A 13,615-nucleotide genomic window follows, 5' to 3' on the forward strand; every position below is an offset into this window, starting at 1 on the left:
CTCCCTCTAGGCGGCTGTCCGGCTGATCGACCTCGGGGGGTGCGCGATGAACGAGATCCCGGTTGCATCCCGGTTGCGTCCTCTGCTCATGGCAGAACGGCCTGGGCGGCCGCGACCGGAGCGGCGAGGATCGGCCGATGGTGACCTTCTCGCTCCAGGCGCAACCGACCGCCGCCGCCGACTGGCTCGATCTCGCCCGCCGGGCCGAGAAGATCGGCTTCGACTCGCTCTACGTCGCCGACCATCCGGGCGCCTGCGCCTCACCCTTCGTGGCGCTGGCCGCGGCGGCCGCGGTGACCTCAAAGATCAAATTAGGCTCGTACGTGTCGAACGCCGGCGTCCGGGAGCCAATCCTGCTCGCCTCGGACGTCGCCACCCTCGACGTCGTCTCCGGCGGCCGGGCGGTGCTCGGCCTCGGCGCCGGGCACACCCCGGCCGAGTGGGCGGCGGTCGGCAGGACCCGGCCCGGCGTGCGCGGCCGGGTCGAGCATTGCATCGCGGTCGGGGAGCGGACCCGGGCCCTGCTCGACGGCGAGCTGGAGAAGCCGCGCCCGGTCCAGGAGCGGGTCCCGCTGCTGTTCGGCGGCGGCAACACCCGGCTGCTGCGCTGGGCGGCCGCCCACGCCGACCTCATCGGCCTCTCCGGCCTCGGCCGCACCCTGGAGGACGGGCACATGCACGAGACGCGCTGGCGCCGCGACCAGGTCGACGCTCAGGTCGAGATCTGCGGGGACAAGCCGGCCGAGGCGCTCGTGCAGCGCTTCGAGGTGACCGATGACGCCGGTGCGACGTACGCGAAATGGGCGAAAGAGTGGGAAGAGGACGAAGCCGATATTGTCGCCGTTCCCTACGTCTTCGCCGGCACCCACGACGAGATCGTCGCCAAGCTCGGCGAGATCGAGCGCCGGTGGGGCATCACCCGGTTCGCGGTACGGCTGCCGGCGATCGACGAGGTCGAGACGATCCTCGGCCGTTACTGATCGTCGAAGAGCTCGCGCTCGACCCGGTACCGGTAGTCGACGTAGATCTGCCGGTACCGGGCCAGGGCGCCCTTCGCGTCGCCGGCCTCGAGCAGCTGGATGATCGCGTCGTGGCCCTCGATCCAGACGTCCCACAGGTTGCTCTCGGCGGTCATCGCGAGGATCCGCATGGTCCGCGCGACCACGAGGTCCACCATGGACTGCAGCTCGCGGTTGCCGCTGGCCAGGATGACGATCGTGCTGAAGTCGGCGCCGGCCGCGCTGGCCGCGAGCACGTTGCCGCCGCGCAGCGCCTCGACGAACTCCTTCTGCCGCTGGCGCATCAGCTCGATGTGCGTCTCGGTGAGGTTGTCGACGCCCCACTCGAAGCCGGCGCAGGCCAGCACGCTCATCACGTCGATCAGCTCGAGCGCGTTCTTCTGGGTCACGCGGGTGACGTGCCGGGTCCGGTTGGGGGCGATGTCGATCAGGCCCTCGACCGAGAGCTGGGCGATCGCCTCCCGTACGGGCGTGATGCTGACGCCGAGGCGCCCGGCGAGCTCGGCATCCTTGATCAGGGTGCCCGGCGGCAGCTCCCCGGTCACTATCTCGTTGCGTAACTGCCGGACCACGGCCGCGGTGCGGGTCGGTGGGACCGCATAAGACATACGGGCAGAGTACTCACCGTGACCAGGTGTCGCTCCGGGCACTCGCCGGGCATGCTGAACCCATGGTCGCCGGGGTTCCGCTGATCGATCTCGACCGGGCGCCGCCCGCGCCGGTCGAGGCGCCGCCGGCGGGCCGCCGTCCGTGGCTGCTGTTCGCGGTCATCGCCGCCGTGCTGTTCACGCTGAGCGCGGCGGTTCCGGCCCGGCCGGGGCTGAGCCTGGTGCTGTCGGTGGCCGATCCGGTCACCTCGGTCCAGCTGGGTGCCGCGTCGTTCTTCCTGTCGACCTCCACCGACGTACGCCGATACGCCCTGCCCGCCGGGACCGAGAGCTGGCGGCGGGAGTTCGACCGGGACGTGCAGAACCTGTGGGCGGACCTCGACGCCGGCGTGGTGCTCGTGCTGGCCGGCGGCGGACAGCAGCTGACCGCCCTCGACGCCGCGTCGGGCGAGCCGCTGTGGTCGGCGGAGTCCCCGGACACGCTGGTGATCGCGACCGGCCGGGGCGGCGTGCTCAGCCAGGACGGGGCGGAGGGGAAGTCCCGGCTGCGCCTGACCGACGCCCGCACCGGCCGGACGATCTGGACCCGGGCGGTCGACCCCGGCGGCTTCCTCGGCCCGGACGACCTCTACACCGGTCGCTCGTCGTGGATCGTGGCGGTCGGGTCGACCGGGCAGGTGGTGGTGCTCTCCTACGCCGACGGGTCGGTGCTGGCCGAGGGCGACCTCGGGCTGAGCCTGGAGCCGCGGGCCGACCGGCAGGCGCTCGCCAACTTCGCGTCGGTGAGCGTGGTCGGCGACCGGCTCTATCTGTCCCGGCGGCTGAGCGGGCAGACGTCGCTCACGGCCTACTCGCTGCGGCCACTGCGACCGGTGTGGCGGGCGGTCGGCGGGCCGACCGGCACGATCTCCGACTGCGGGCCGGTGCTGTGCGTGGCCGACACGCGCTGGGTCAGCGCCGTCGACCCGGCCGGCGGCGCGGTGCGGTGGCAGCAGCCGGCCTGGGGCATCGCGTACCGGTTCGACGCGCGACGGCTCTTCGCGTACGACAACCAGGAGGACGCCGAGGCCGCGCTGCTGGACGCCGGCACCGGCCGCGTGGTTCACCCGCTCGGGCACAGCCGGCAGCTCGGCCCGCTGGTCCTGCGCACCGAGGGAAACCGCTCCTGGGTCTTGATGCCCGACCCGGCCACCGGCGACCTGCGTACGGCCGGGTCGATGGAGCAGGTGGCCTGGTTCCGTTGCGAGGCGGCCGAGGGCTACCTGGTGTGCCCGTTGCTCAGCGGCGAGTTCCGGGTCTGGCAGATCCGCTGATCACTCCGCCTTGCAGGTGGTCTGGTTCGCCGAGCAGAAGACGTCGAGCATGATCGAAGCGGTCAGCGCGTCGGTGCCGGTGCTCTGGCTCAGGTTGATCGAGTTGATGAGCGCCGCCCGGGACTGCGTCTGCTGGAGGCGGTGCAGGAACTTGCTGATGTTGTCGGCGGTGCCCGACGCGGTCAGCGTGATCATGACGCCGACGACCGGGGACGAGGTGTCCACCTTGGTCGGCTGGCCCACGCTGATGCCGCTGACGGTCACGTCGACGGCGATGCCCGAGGCCTGCACGGCGCGCACGAAGTTCGGGACGTCGTAGTTGTCGGGCAGACGGTCCTTGATCGTGTCCAGCGCCGCCGCGTACTTCGCGCGGTCCTTGTACTGCGCCTGGAGCTTGGCCAGGTCCCGCTTCAGGCTGATCAGCTTGATGCCGGCGTCGCCCACCTGGGCCTGGTACTCGGCCTTCTTCGCGTCGACCGGCTTGATCGCCAGAAGGTAGGCGCCGGCCACGATCACGATGATCGCGAAGAGGCCGCCGAACAGCCAGAGCCGGTCGATACGGCGGATGCCCATCAGTAGCCTCCGCTCTTGCAGGTGGTGGTGAACCGGCCGCAGGCCGTGTCGGCGGTGATGTCGGCGGTCATCGTGAAGACCCAGGTCTGCTGCTGCGTCGCCGAGGTGAGGTAGGCGTTCGTCAGCGGCGTGACCGACCCGCTCTTGATCTTCGAGACGGCGTCCACGAAGTCGGCGATGGTCTTCTTGTCCTTGGCGCTGCCGGTGATCTGCAGGTTGCCGATGGTCTGCTTGCCGGTGGCCGCGCCGGCCTTGTCGTCGAGGGTCATCGTGGTGACCACCGCCGAGATCGTCACCTCTTTCGCCGTGGCGGTGCTGCGCAGCTGGTCGAGCAGCGTGTCCCAGGGCAGATCCCCGGTCATGGTGGACTTCAGGTCCGCCTTCAGCGTCTCGGTCTGCTTGATCGCGTCGGTGACGGCCTTGAACTCCTTGGTCGTCGTCTGCTTCCGGACGGTGGCCACCTGGTCGTTGACCGCGTTGGCGTCGTCCAGGGCGTGGTTGCGCTGCTTGATGGCGTAGACGTACCAGCCGCCCATCACTACGACGGCCAGGACGACCGCGGCGATCAGCAGCAGCCGGATGCGCCGGGCGTTGCGGCCGGCGGTGATCTCGTCGGGCAGCAGGTTGGTGCGGATCGGCAGGATCCGGTTGGCCTGCTCGGGCGAGACGGCCGGGTCGAGCGGCATCAGGGCCGTGGTGCCGGTGCTCATCAGGCTGCCGCTCCCAGGGTGAGGCCGATCGACACGGCGGCCGAGGGCACGAAGCTGTCGAAGCCGCGTTCGCGGCCGCGGCGGGTGTCGCGCAGCCGGCTGGCGCCGTCGGCGTACATGACGGTGATGCCGAGCTGCTGCTGGAGGTGCTCGGCGAGACCGGGCATGAGCGCGCTGCCGCCGCAGAGGGAGAGCCGGGTGACCTGCTTCTGGCGCTCGCCCGAGGCGAGGTAGGTGAACGAGCTGCGCAGCTCGCTGGCGAGCGGGCGGACGGCCTCGCCGGCCGCCTCGGCGGTGATCGGGTTGCCGTCGCCGTGCAGGCCGTAGTGGCACTTGATCGCCTCGGCCTCCTGCTCGGGCACGCCGAGCCGGGTGGCGATGGCCGCCGTGATCTCGGTGCCGCCGCGGGGCACGGTCCGCACGATCAGCGGCTCGCCGTCGGCGTGCACGACCACGCTGGTCACGTCGGAGCCGATGTCGACGATCGCCTCGACCTGGGTGTCGAGCCGGGAGGCGGCGCGCAGCAGGGCGAACGAGGCGAGGTCGACGGTGCCGACGTGCAGGCCGGCCTTCTGCGCGGCGTCGACGGCGGTGAGCACGGCGTCGCGGGGGATGGCGATGAGCAGGCCGCGTACGGTCGGGTTGCTGCCCGGCTCCTCGAGCGGATAGAAGTCGAGCACGGCCTTCTCGACCGCGAGCGGCAGCGCGTCCTTGACCTGGAACGGCAAAGCCTGGTGCAGCTCCTTGGCCGGCAGGTTGGCCACCGACATCTCGCGCACCACCAGCTGCGGGTGGGTGACCCCGATGCTGACGTGCTTGGTGCCGAACTTGCAGGCGGCCCAGAGCTGCTTGAGCGCGGCCGTGACGGCGACCGGGTCCTGCACGACGCCGCCGGTCACGGTGCCGGGGGCGAGCGGGATCTGGCCGAAGTTGTTCAGCGCGTAGCCGTCCTTGTTGCGGCGGACCTCGACGGCACGGATCGAGGACGAGCCGATGTCCAGCCCGATCGGGATGACGCCAGCCATCTCAATCCCTTCGCTTTCTCAGACGGGTCGGTTCTCAGACGGTCGGTGGGAGGAGGAAGTTCAGGTACCAGTCCGCGATCGGCGCCGCGGCGAAGACCGCGAGGAACGCGCCGGCGAGCATGTACGGGCCGAACGGGATGCGGGTCTTGCCGGTGGCGGCGCGGGCGACCAGGAGCACGGCGCCGGCCACGCCGCCGAGCAGGAAGCCGGCGAACGCGCCGACGGCGACCGAGCCCCAGCCGAGCCAGCCGAGGTAGAAGCCGAGCAGCGGGGCGAGCTTGACGTCGCCGAAGCCCATGCCCTTGGGCAGGACCGCGAGGACGAAGTAACCGGCGAAGAGCAGGGCGGCGGCGGCCAGGCCGCGCAGCGCGGCGTCCCAGCTGTGCTCCGCGATCACCGCGGGCAGCAGCAGGAGCGGCGCCACCGCGTACGAGGGGAGGACGATCTTGTCGGGCAGGCGCATCAGGTCGATGTCGATCGCCGCCAGCGCCACCGCGACGGCGGCCAGGTAGAGATAGGCCGGCAGTTCCCAGGAGTAGCCGAACCGGGCCGCCACGGCCACGAACAGCGCCGCCGTGCCGGCCTCGACCAGCGGGTACCGGGCGCTGATCGGTGCCGCGCAGTCGGCGCACCGGCCGCGCAGCACCAGCCAGCCGACAACCGGCACGTTGTGCCGGTTGCGCACCGCGGAACCGCAGTGCGGGCAGTGCGATCCGGGCCGGACCAGCGACTCGTCGCGGGGGACCCGGTAGATCACCACGTTCAGGAACGAACCGACGGCGAGACCGAGGAGGGCAGTCAGGCCCAGCAGGAATGCCGGTAGCATGGTGTCCTCCTCGGTCGGGTCGGCGTCGCCGGTATCAGGGGCCGCAGGTGGTGAAGTTGGTGGAGGTGATGGCCGTGCTGGCCTGCACCGATCCACCGGCCGTGCTGTCGTACAGGTAGTACTTGCCGCTACCGCCGGTGTTCCAGGCACAGACCTTGTACGACGCCACCGGCGCGGTGGTCGACGCCGGGACGTAGACCATCTCGGTCTTGTCCGACAGCGTGATCTTCGCGGTCGTGGAGCCGGTGAGGGCGAAGGTGGCGGTCTGCTTGGCGGTCGGGCCGGTCGGGTAGGTGTTGCCGTTGTCCGTGTAGAACTGCTCGATCGCGCTGATCGCGCCGCGGACGTCGGACTGGGCCGACTTGTCGGCCGCGCCCTTGCGGTAGTTCAGATACACCGGGACGGCGATCGCGACCAGCACGCCGATGATGACGACGACGACGAGCAGCTCGATGAGCGTGAAGCCCTCGTCGCCCTTCTTGGCGCGGAGCCGGTTGATCGTTTCCTGCATTGGGGGTGCCTTTCCGTGGGTGGGGCGGGGAAGGGGTGGTGCTTCGTGCTCCGGGTTCGGGCACCCGGGTGTCGACCGGCTCTGTGCGGTCGTCGCGGCGATTCATTTCGGTCGTCCGCGGCGGTACTTGAGGTTCAGTTGCTCTGAATGTTCTGGTAGATGGTGAACATCGGGAGGTACAGACAGATGACCATTCCGCCGACCACGGCACCCATGACGAGCACCATGATCGGCTCGATCGACGCCGTCAGTGACTCGGCGGCGCTGTCGACCTCCCTGTCGTAGAAATCGGCAACTTTGTCGAGCATCTGACTGATCTGACCGCTTTCTTCCCCGACCTCGACCATCTGGGTGACCATCTCGGGAAAGATCTTGTGGTGGCGCATGGCGGAGGACATGGGCTGGCCGTCCCGTACCGCCGCCTGCACGTCCTTCATGGCGACGTTGATGATTTCGTTCCCGGTGGTCTCGCCCACCACGGACAACGCCTGCATCACCGGCACGCCGACGTTCAGCAGCAGGCCGAGGTTGCGGGAGAAACGGCTCATCGCCAGCTTCTGGAACAGCGAGCCGAAGACCGGCGCGCGGACCTTGAGCCGGTCCACCTTCAGCCGGAAGTCGGCGCTCGAGCGGCTCTTCTGCTTGTAGCCGACCGACCCGCCGATCAACAGGACCAGCGCCAGCGGGCCGATCCACCACATGTTGTGGCTGGCGTCGACCAGGAACTGGGTGATCGCCGGCAGCTGACCGCCGAGGCTCTTGAACATGGCCTCGAAGATCGGGACGATGAAGATCAGAACGGCCGCGATCATGACGAACGTGAAGCACAGCACGATCGCCGGATACGTCAGCGCGCTCTTGATCTTGCTGCGGAGCGCGGTGTCCTTCTCCAGGCTGTCCGCGATCTGCTCGAGAGCGCGGTCGATCATGCCGCCGGTCTCACCGGCCCGGACCATGGCGATCATCAGGCGCGGAAAGATCTTGTCGTGCTTGGCCATCGCGGCCGACAGCGAGACACCGCCGGCCACGTCCGACCGCGTGTCGCCGATCGCCTTCTTCAGCGAGGCGGCCGAGGTCTGCTCCTCGAGGATCGAGAGCGACCGCAGCAGCGACATGCCGGACGAGGTCATCGTGGCGAACTGCCGCGCGAAGATCGCGAGGTCCTTGAGCTTGGTGCGGCCGCCGAGCCCCGGGATCTTGAGGTCCCGGTTGAGGCCCTGGCCGGCGAGGGTCACCTCGAGCGGCACCTCGCCGCGCTGCCGCAGCATGTGGGTGGCCGCGGCCTCGTTGGGCGCCTCGACGGTGCCCTTCGACTTGCGGCCGTTGGCGTCGATGCTGTTGTAGTGGAACGTCTTGGTTGCGGGCATGGCATCACATCCGGCCGATGAGTCGCTTCAGTTCTTCCTGCGAGTGGCACAGCTCCAAGGCGACCTGGAGGGTCACCTTGCCCTCCCGGACCTTCTCGGCCAGGTTCTGGTCGAAGGCGAGCATCCCGTCCGAGCCACCGGCCTGCATGAACGAGGGAATCTGGTGCGACTTGCCCTCGCGGATGAGGCTGCGGATGGCCGGCGTGGCGGTGAGGATCTCGGCGACCACGACCCGGCCCTTGCCGTCCGCGGTCGGCGCCAGCGCCTGGGTGACCACGCCCTGCAGCGAGGCGGCGAGCTGGGCGCGGATCTGCAGCTGCTGGTGCGGCGGGAAGATGTCGATGACGCGGTCGATGGTCTGCGTGGCGCTCTGCGTGTGCAGGGTGGCCAGCACCAGGTGACCGGTCTCGGCGGCGGTCAGCGCGGTGGCGGTGGTCTCGAGGTCACGGAGCTCGCCGACGAGGATGATGTCGGGGTCCTGCCGCAGCGCGTGCTTGAGCGCGGCCGCGAAGTCCTCGGTGTCCGAGCCGACCTCGCGCTGGTTGACCACGCTGCGCTTGTGCGGGTGGAGGAACTCGATCGGGTCCTCGATGGTGATGATGTGCGCGGCCCGGCTGCGGTTCGCGAGGTCGAGGATCGACGCCAGCGTCGTCGTCTTGCCGGAGCCGGTCGGGCCGGTGACCAGCACCAGACCGCGGGGGAGGTGCGCGAAGCGGGCCACCGAGTCGGGCATGCCGAGCTCGTCGAGCGGCTTGATCTCGTGCGGGATGGCCCGGAAGACGGCGCCGCAGGAGTTGCGCTGGACGTAGAGGTTGCCACGGAATCGCGAGACGCCCACGATGCTGTGCGCGAAGTCCAGCTCCTGGGTCTCCTGGAAGGTGTGCCACTGGTCGGCCGAGACCGCGGCCCGGGCCAGCAGCGCGGTGTCGGCCGAGTTGAGCGGGCCGTAACCGGGCAGCGGCTGCAGCGAGCCGTGCACCCGGATCATCGGCGGCGTGCCGACGGTCAGGTGCAGGTCGGAGCCGCGCGACTCGACGAGCGTCACGAGCATCTGGTTGAGCACGGCGAGATCGCCCGGCGCGCTCGCGGGCGGTGCGGCCTGGTGCGGCACAAGCTGGTCCGTCGTGTACATCGGCAACCTCTCGCGAGTCATGGCGCCACCTGTATTCGGCACCGGAACGTGCCGTCTTAGCGGGCATTCACCAGAAATAGAGTAAAAATCGTATTTCTTGGGTACGATCCTCAGATCGCGACGCGGGAGACCTCGCGCAGCGACGTCAGGCCGCCGGCCGCCTTGGCCAGGCCGTCCGCCCGCAGGTCGTACATCCCCTGGTCGAGCGCCACCTCGCGGATCTCGTTGGACGAGGCCCGGCGGATGGTCAGCGACTCGATCTCGGGCGAGATCGGCATGACCTCGTGGATCGCGATCCGGCCGCGGTAGCCGGTGTTGGCGCAGTTGCGGCAGCCGATCGGGCGGTAGATCGCGTCCGGCACCACCAGGTCCTCGAACGGCCAGTTCGCGCCGACCAGCTCCTCCTCGCTCGGCACGTACGCCTCCTTGCACCAGTCGCAGAGGCGGCGGGCGAGACGCTGGGCCAGCACGCAGTCCAGCGACGACCCGACCAGGAACGGCTCGATGCCCATCTCGGTGAGACGGGTGACCGCGCCCGGCGCGTCGTTCGTGTGCAGCGTGGAGAGCACGAGGTGACCGGTGAGCGAGGCCTCGACCGCGATCTGGGCGGTGTTGCCGTCCCGGATCTCACCGATCAGCACCACGTCCGGGTCGGACCGCAGGATGGCCGGGAGCACGGCCGCGAAGGTCAGGCCGGCCTTGGCGTTGACCTGCACCTGGTTGATGCCGCGCAGCCGGTACTCGACCGGGTCCTCGACCGTGATCACGTTGATCTCCGGCTTCGAGATGCGGCCCAGCGTCGCGTACAGGGTGGTGGACTTGCCCGAGCCGGTGGGGCCGGTGACCAGGACCATCCCGTGCGGCTTGGTGAACGAGGCCGCGAAGCGGTCGAGGTTGTGCTGGGTGAAGCCCAGCTTGTTCATGTCGAGGTCGATGCCGCCGGTGTCGAGCACCCGGAGGACGATCTTCTCGCCCCAGACCGTCGGCAGCGTGGCGGTGCGCAGGTCGACCGTGCGGTCGCGGATCAGCGCGGTGATGCGGCCGTTCTGCGGCACCCGCTTCTCGGTGATGTCGACGCCCGACATGATCTTGATACGCGAGGTGAGCGCGGCCATGACGCCCTTGGGCACCAGGTCGACCTCGTGCAGCACGCCGTCGATCCGGTAGCGGACGCGCATGTCGTCCTCGGTCGGCTCGAGGTGCAGGTCGGAGGCGCGGTTCATGACCGCCTGCTCGATCAGGCTGTTCACGTAGCGCACGATCGGGGCGTCGTCGACGCTGGTGGCCTGGGCGGCCATCCCGGCCTGGTCGTCCTGCTCCTCGTCGGCGATCTCGGCGAGATCACTGGACTCGCGCTGGAGACGCTCGATGATCCGGCGGACCTCGGAGCGGGCGACGACCACCGGGCGTACGGTCATGCCCGTGGCCGCGCGCACGTCGTCGAGCGCCACCACGTCGCCGGGGTCGGTGACGCCGACGACCAGCTCGCCGTCGGCCATCGACAGGCCGAGGACGCGGTGCCGCAGCACGACCGGGAGCGGGATGCGCTTGAGCGCCGCCGGGTCGGGCGTGAAGCTGACCAGGTCGAGGGTGTTGATGCCGAAGGCCTGGGCCGCCGCCGCGGTCAGCTGCTCCTCGGTGACGACCTGGTCGTTGATCAGGACGGCACGTACCGAGCGGCCACTGCGCTGAGCCTCTTCCGCGGCCGCATCCACGGCAAGCGGATCGACGCCGATCTGCTTGAGCGCGTCGAGCAGCGGGCGGAAGGTCTGGTCCATTTCATCCTTCGTCGGTGACAGTGGGTACTTGCCCCAGACGATCGGACGAACGGCTGCGGAGCTTAGGCCCTATGAGGCGGATTGCACTGGTTGGCGGAATGTCTTCCGGTATGCGCTCGGCGCCACCCCGATCGTGGCCTGCAGGTGCTGCCGCAGCGCGGTCGCGCTGCCCAGGCCGGAGCGGCGTGCCACCGTGTCTACTCCCAGATCGGTCGATTCGAGCAGCAGCTGAGCGTGAGCGACCCGCTGGCGCAGCAGCCACTGCCGCGGGCTGAGCCCGGTCTCCTCGCGGAACCGCCGGGTGAACGTGCGCACGCTCATCCGCGCGTGGGCGGCCATGTCCTCGAGCGAGACCGGCTCGGCCAGCCGGTCGAGCGCCCACGCCCGGGTGGTCTCGGTGCCGGCCCCGGCGACCTGCGGGATCGGCCGCTCGATGTACTGGGCCTGGCCGCCCTCGCGGAACGCCGGCACCACGCAGCGGCGGGCGGCCCGGTTGGCGACCTCGGCGCCGTGGTCGTTGCGCACGATGTGCAGGCAGAGGTCGACCCCGGCCCCGACCCCGGCCGAGGTGAGGATGTCGCCGTCGTCCACGAACAGGACGTCGAAGTTCCAGTTGACCCGGGGATAGAGGCCGCCGATCCGCTTCGCCCAGGCCCAGTGGGTGGCGGCCGGGCGGCCGTCGAGCAGGCCGGCCGCCGCGAGCACCGAGGCGCCGGTGCAGATGGAGACGATGCGAACGTTCCGGGCCGCCGCCTCGTGGAGCGCGGATCTGATCTCGGCCGGAAGGGTGCCGTCCGTCACCGGCCCGCCGCCGCCGATCCCGGGCACGATGATCGTGCCGGCCGTCGCCAGCTCCTCGAGGCCGTGGTCGGGCACGACGGTGAAGCCGGCCGTGCTCCGGACCGGGCCGGCGCCGCAGACGCGCACCTCGTAGAGCCGCTGGCGGTCGGCGTCGCGGGCGGCGTGGAAGACCTGCGGCGGGGTGCCGAGGTCGAAGCCGACGACGTGGTCCAGGGCGAGAACCGCTACCCGATGCTTCTCCATGGCTCGATTCTTGCGCATGATGGCCTTCCGGCCACTCGTCCGGCCGGGCCGGATTGCGCAGGATGAGTGCGTGCAGAAGACGTACAGGATCCATCCTGCCTGGTTTGTCGCTTTGATTGCCTTTGTCGCCCTGGTCGGTGCGGCGGGCTTCCGGGCCACGCCGTCCGTCATGATCCGGCCGCTGCACGACGAGTTCGGCTGGTCGCTCGGCACGATCTCGGCCGCCGTCTCGGTGAACCTGCTGCTCTACGGGCTGACCGCCCCGTTCGCCGCCGCCCTCATGGAGAAGTTCGGCATCCGGCGCGTGATCATGGGCGCGCTGCTGCTGGTGTCGGCCGGCTCCGGGTTGACCGTCTTCATGCGGCAGAGCTGGCAGCTGATCCTCTGCTGGGGTGTGCTGGTCGGGCTCGGCACCGGCTCGATGGCCCTCGGCTTCGTCGCGGTGATCGCCAACCGCTGGTTCGTCACGCACCGCGGCCTGGTCACCGGCGTGCTGACGGCCGGTGGCGCGGCCGGCAACCTGGTCTTCCTGCCGGTGCTGGCCCGGCTCACCGAGAGCCAGGGCTGGCGGGTGGCGGCGCTGACCGTGGCCGGGGTGGCGCTGCTGGTCGTGCCGCTGGTCTGGTGGAGGCTGCGCGACCACCCGGCCTCGCTCGGCATCGGGCCGCTCGGTGGCCCGTACGAGGAGCCGAAGCCGATCGCCCCGGCCGGCGCCGCCCGCACCGCCCTGCGCGCGCTCGGGCAGGCCGCCCGCACCCGGCCGTTCTGGCTGCTGGCCGGCGGCTTCGCGATCTGCGGCGCGACCACCAACGGGCTGGTCGGCACCCACTTCATCCCGGCCGCGCACGACCACGGCATGCCCGAGACCACGGCCGCGAGCCTGCTCGCGCTGGTCGGCATGTTCGACATCGCCGGCACCATCGTCTCCGGCTGGCTGACCGACCGGGTCGACTCCCGGGTGCTGCTCGGCGTCTACTACTTCGGGCGCGGGCTGTCGCTGCTGGTGCTGCCGTCGCTGTTCGCCGCGAGCGCGCACCCGAGCATGGTCGTCTTCATCCTGTTCTACGGCCTCGACTGGGTGGCCACCGTGCCGCCGACCGTGACGCTGTGCCGGGAGTACTTCGGCGCCTCCGGTCCGGTCGTCTTCGGCTGGGTGTTCGCCTCGCACCAGTTCGGCGCGGCGATCGCGGCCACCAGCGCCGGCCTGGTGCGGGACCAGCTCGGGACGTACAACGCCGCCTGGTACGGCGCCGGCGCGCTCGCGATCCTGGCCAGCCTGCTCAGCCTCATGCTCTTCGCCGGTAAGAGGCTGAAGCCGGTGGCGCCCGGCATCGGGCTCGCCACCTCTAGGGCGTGACCTCGACGACCTCGAGCAGTCCGCTGAGGACCAGGATCTGCCGGACGGTCCGGGTGGGATGGGCGAGGCGGAACGGGATGCCCGCGTCGCGGGCGCGCTGGAACCCGAAGATCAGCGCGCCCAGGCCGGTCGAGTCGATGAAGGTCAGCTCGCGCAGATCGACCACGATCTCCCGCGGCCGTTCGGCCATCGCCTCGTCGAGCGCCACCCGCACCTGGTCGACGGAGAGCACGTCCACCTCGCCGCGCAGGGCGACCGTGGTGACCTCGGGGGAGGTGTCCAGACTGGTCACGATCTCGTCAGGCAACAGAGTCGTCCTTCTTCCACAGTCGTCACGTTTCCACGTACGGTA

Annotated in this window: 14 protein-coding genes; 3 read left to right on the forward strand and 11 right to left on the reverse strand. The window is 70.3% G+C overall.

The genetic code is table 11. The features are described 5' to 3' along the window. The first annotated feature begins 137 nt into the window (after positions 1-137). Entirely contained in the window at positions 138-980 is an 843-nt protein-coding gene (locus ACQP2F_RS05605; protein ID WP_433301269.1) for an LLM class flavin-dependent oxidoreductase, read from the forward strand. Here the strand turns inward: ACQP2F_RS05605 and ACQP2F_RS05610 are convergent. Further along, the gene (locus tag ACQP2F_RS05610) at positions 974-1,627 is read right to left on the reverse strand and encodes a GntR family transcriptional regulator (protein WP_433301270.1); all 654 of its coding nucleotides are present in this window, start codon (positions 1,625-1,627) and stop codon (positions 974-976) included. The genes ACQP2F_RS05605 and ACQP2F_RS05610 overlap by 7 nt on opposite strands. 62 nt (positions 1,628-1,689) lie before the next feature. Here ACQP2F_RS05610 and ACQP2F_RS05615 point away from each other — a divergent pair, with 62 nt between their 5' ends. Beyond that, entirely contained in the window at positions 1,690-2,940 is a 1,251-nt protein-coding gene (locus tag ACQP2F_RS05615) for a PQQ-binding-like beta-propeller repeat protein (protein WP_433301272.1), read from the forward strand. Here the strand turns inward: ACQP2F_RS05615 and pilO are convergent, their stop codons facing one another. The 9 genes from pilO to ACQP2F_RS05660 form a co-directional block, all read right to left on the reverse strand. After that, the gene (gene pilO, locus ACQP2F_RS05620; RefSeq protein ID WP_433301274.1) at positions 2,941-3,513 is read right to left on the reverse strand and encodes a type 4a pilus biogenesis protein PilO; all 573 of its coding nucleotides are present in this window, start codon (positions 3,511-3,513) and stop codon (positions 2,941-2,943) included. It lies immediately after the preceding gene. Further along, on the reverse strand, positions 3,513-4,223 hold the full coding sequence (locus tag ACQP2F_RS05625; protein WP_433301276.1) for a hypothetical protein: 711 nt from the start codon (positions 4,221-4,223) through the stop codon (positions 3,513-3,515). Before ACQP2F_RS05625 ends, pilO begins: the two co-directional genes overlap by 1 nt. Beyond that, complete coding sequence (pilM, locus tag ACQP2F_RS05630) at positions 4,223-5,248, reverse strand: type IV pilus assembly protein PilM (RefSeq protein ID WP_433301278.1); 1,026 nt, start codon at positions 5,246-5,248, stop codon at positions 4,223-4,225. The genes ACQP2F_RS05625 and pilM overlap by 1 nt, the downstream gene beginning before the upstream one ends. A gap of 34 nt (positions 5,249-5,282) precedes the next feature. Continuing rightward, positions 5,283-6,074, reverse strand: coding sequence for a prepilin peptidase (locus ACQP2F_RS05635; protein WP_433301279.1), 792 nt, complete (start codon positions 6,072-6,074; stop codon positions 5,283-5,285). 34 nt (positions 6,075-6,108) lie between these two features. After that, positions 6,109-6,585 (reverse strand): type II secretion system protein, encoded by a 477-nt coding sequence (locus ACQP2F_RS05640; protein WP_433301281.1) that lies wholly within the window; start codon positions 6,583-6,585, stop codon positions 6,109-6,111. 134 nt (positions 6,586-6,719) lie between these two features. Then, complete coding sequence (locus ACQP2F_RS05645; RefSeq protein WP_433301283.1) at positions 6,720-7,952, reverse strand: type II secretion system F family protein; 1,233 nt, start codon at positions 7,950-7,952, stop codon at positions 6,720-6,722. Positions 7,953-7,956: 4 nt separating this feature from the next. Then, positions 7,957-9,105: a type IV pilus twitching motility protein PilT gene (locus ACQP2F_RS05650; protein ID WP_433301285.1), complete on the reverse strand. Its 1,149-nt coding sequence runs from the start codon at positions 9,103-9,105 to the stop codon at positions 7,957-7,959. Positions 9,106-9,194: 89 nt separating this feature from the next. Next, entirely contained in the window at positions 9,195-10,862 is a 1,668-nt protein-coding gene (locus ACQP2F_RS05655; RefSeq protein ID WP_433301287.1) for a GspE/PulE family protein, read from the reverse strand. Positions 10,863-10,931: 69 nt separating this feature from the next. Next, complete coding sequence (locus tag ACQP2F_RS05660) at positions 10,932-11,906, reverse strand: GlxA family transcriptional regulator (RefSeq protein ID WP_433301289.1); 975 nt, start codon at positions 11,904-11,906, stop codon at positions 10,932-10,934. A 19-nt stretch (positions 11,907-11,925) separates the two neighbouring features. On the opposite strand from ACQP2F_RS05660, the gene ACQP2F_RS05665 reads away from it, so the two are divergent. Then, on the forward strand, positions 11,926-13,263 hold the full coding sequence (locus ACQP2F_RS05665) for an MFS transporter (RefSeq protein WP_433307362.1): 1,338 nt from the start codon (positions 11,926-11,928) through the stop codon (positions 13,261-13,263). Here the strand turns inward: ACQP2F_RS05665 and ACQP2F_RS05670 are convergent. Next, positions 13,253-13,570, reverse strand: a complete 318-nt coding sequence (locus ACQP2F_RS05670) for an STAS domain-containing protein (protein ID WP_433301291.1) — start codon at positions 13,568-13,570, stop codon at positions 13,253-13,255. The genes ACQP2F_RS05665 and ACQP2F_RS05670 overlap by 11 nt on opposite strands. Between the last annotated feature and the right edge of the window lie 45 nt (positions 13,571-13,615).

The sequence above is a fragment of the Actinoplanes sp. CA-030573 genome (assembly GCF_050951115.1).
Taxonomy (GTDB): domain Bacteria; phylum Actinomycetota; class Actinomycetes; order Mycobacteriales; family Micromonosporaceae; genus Actinoplanes.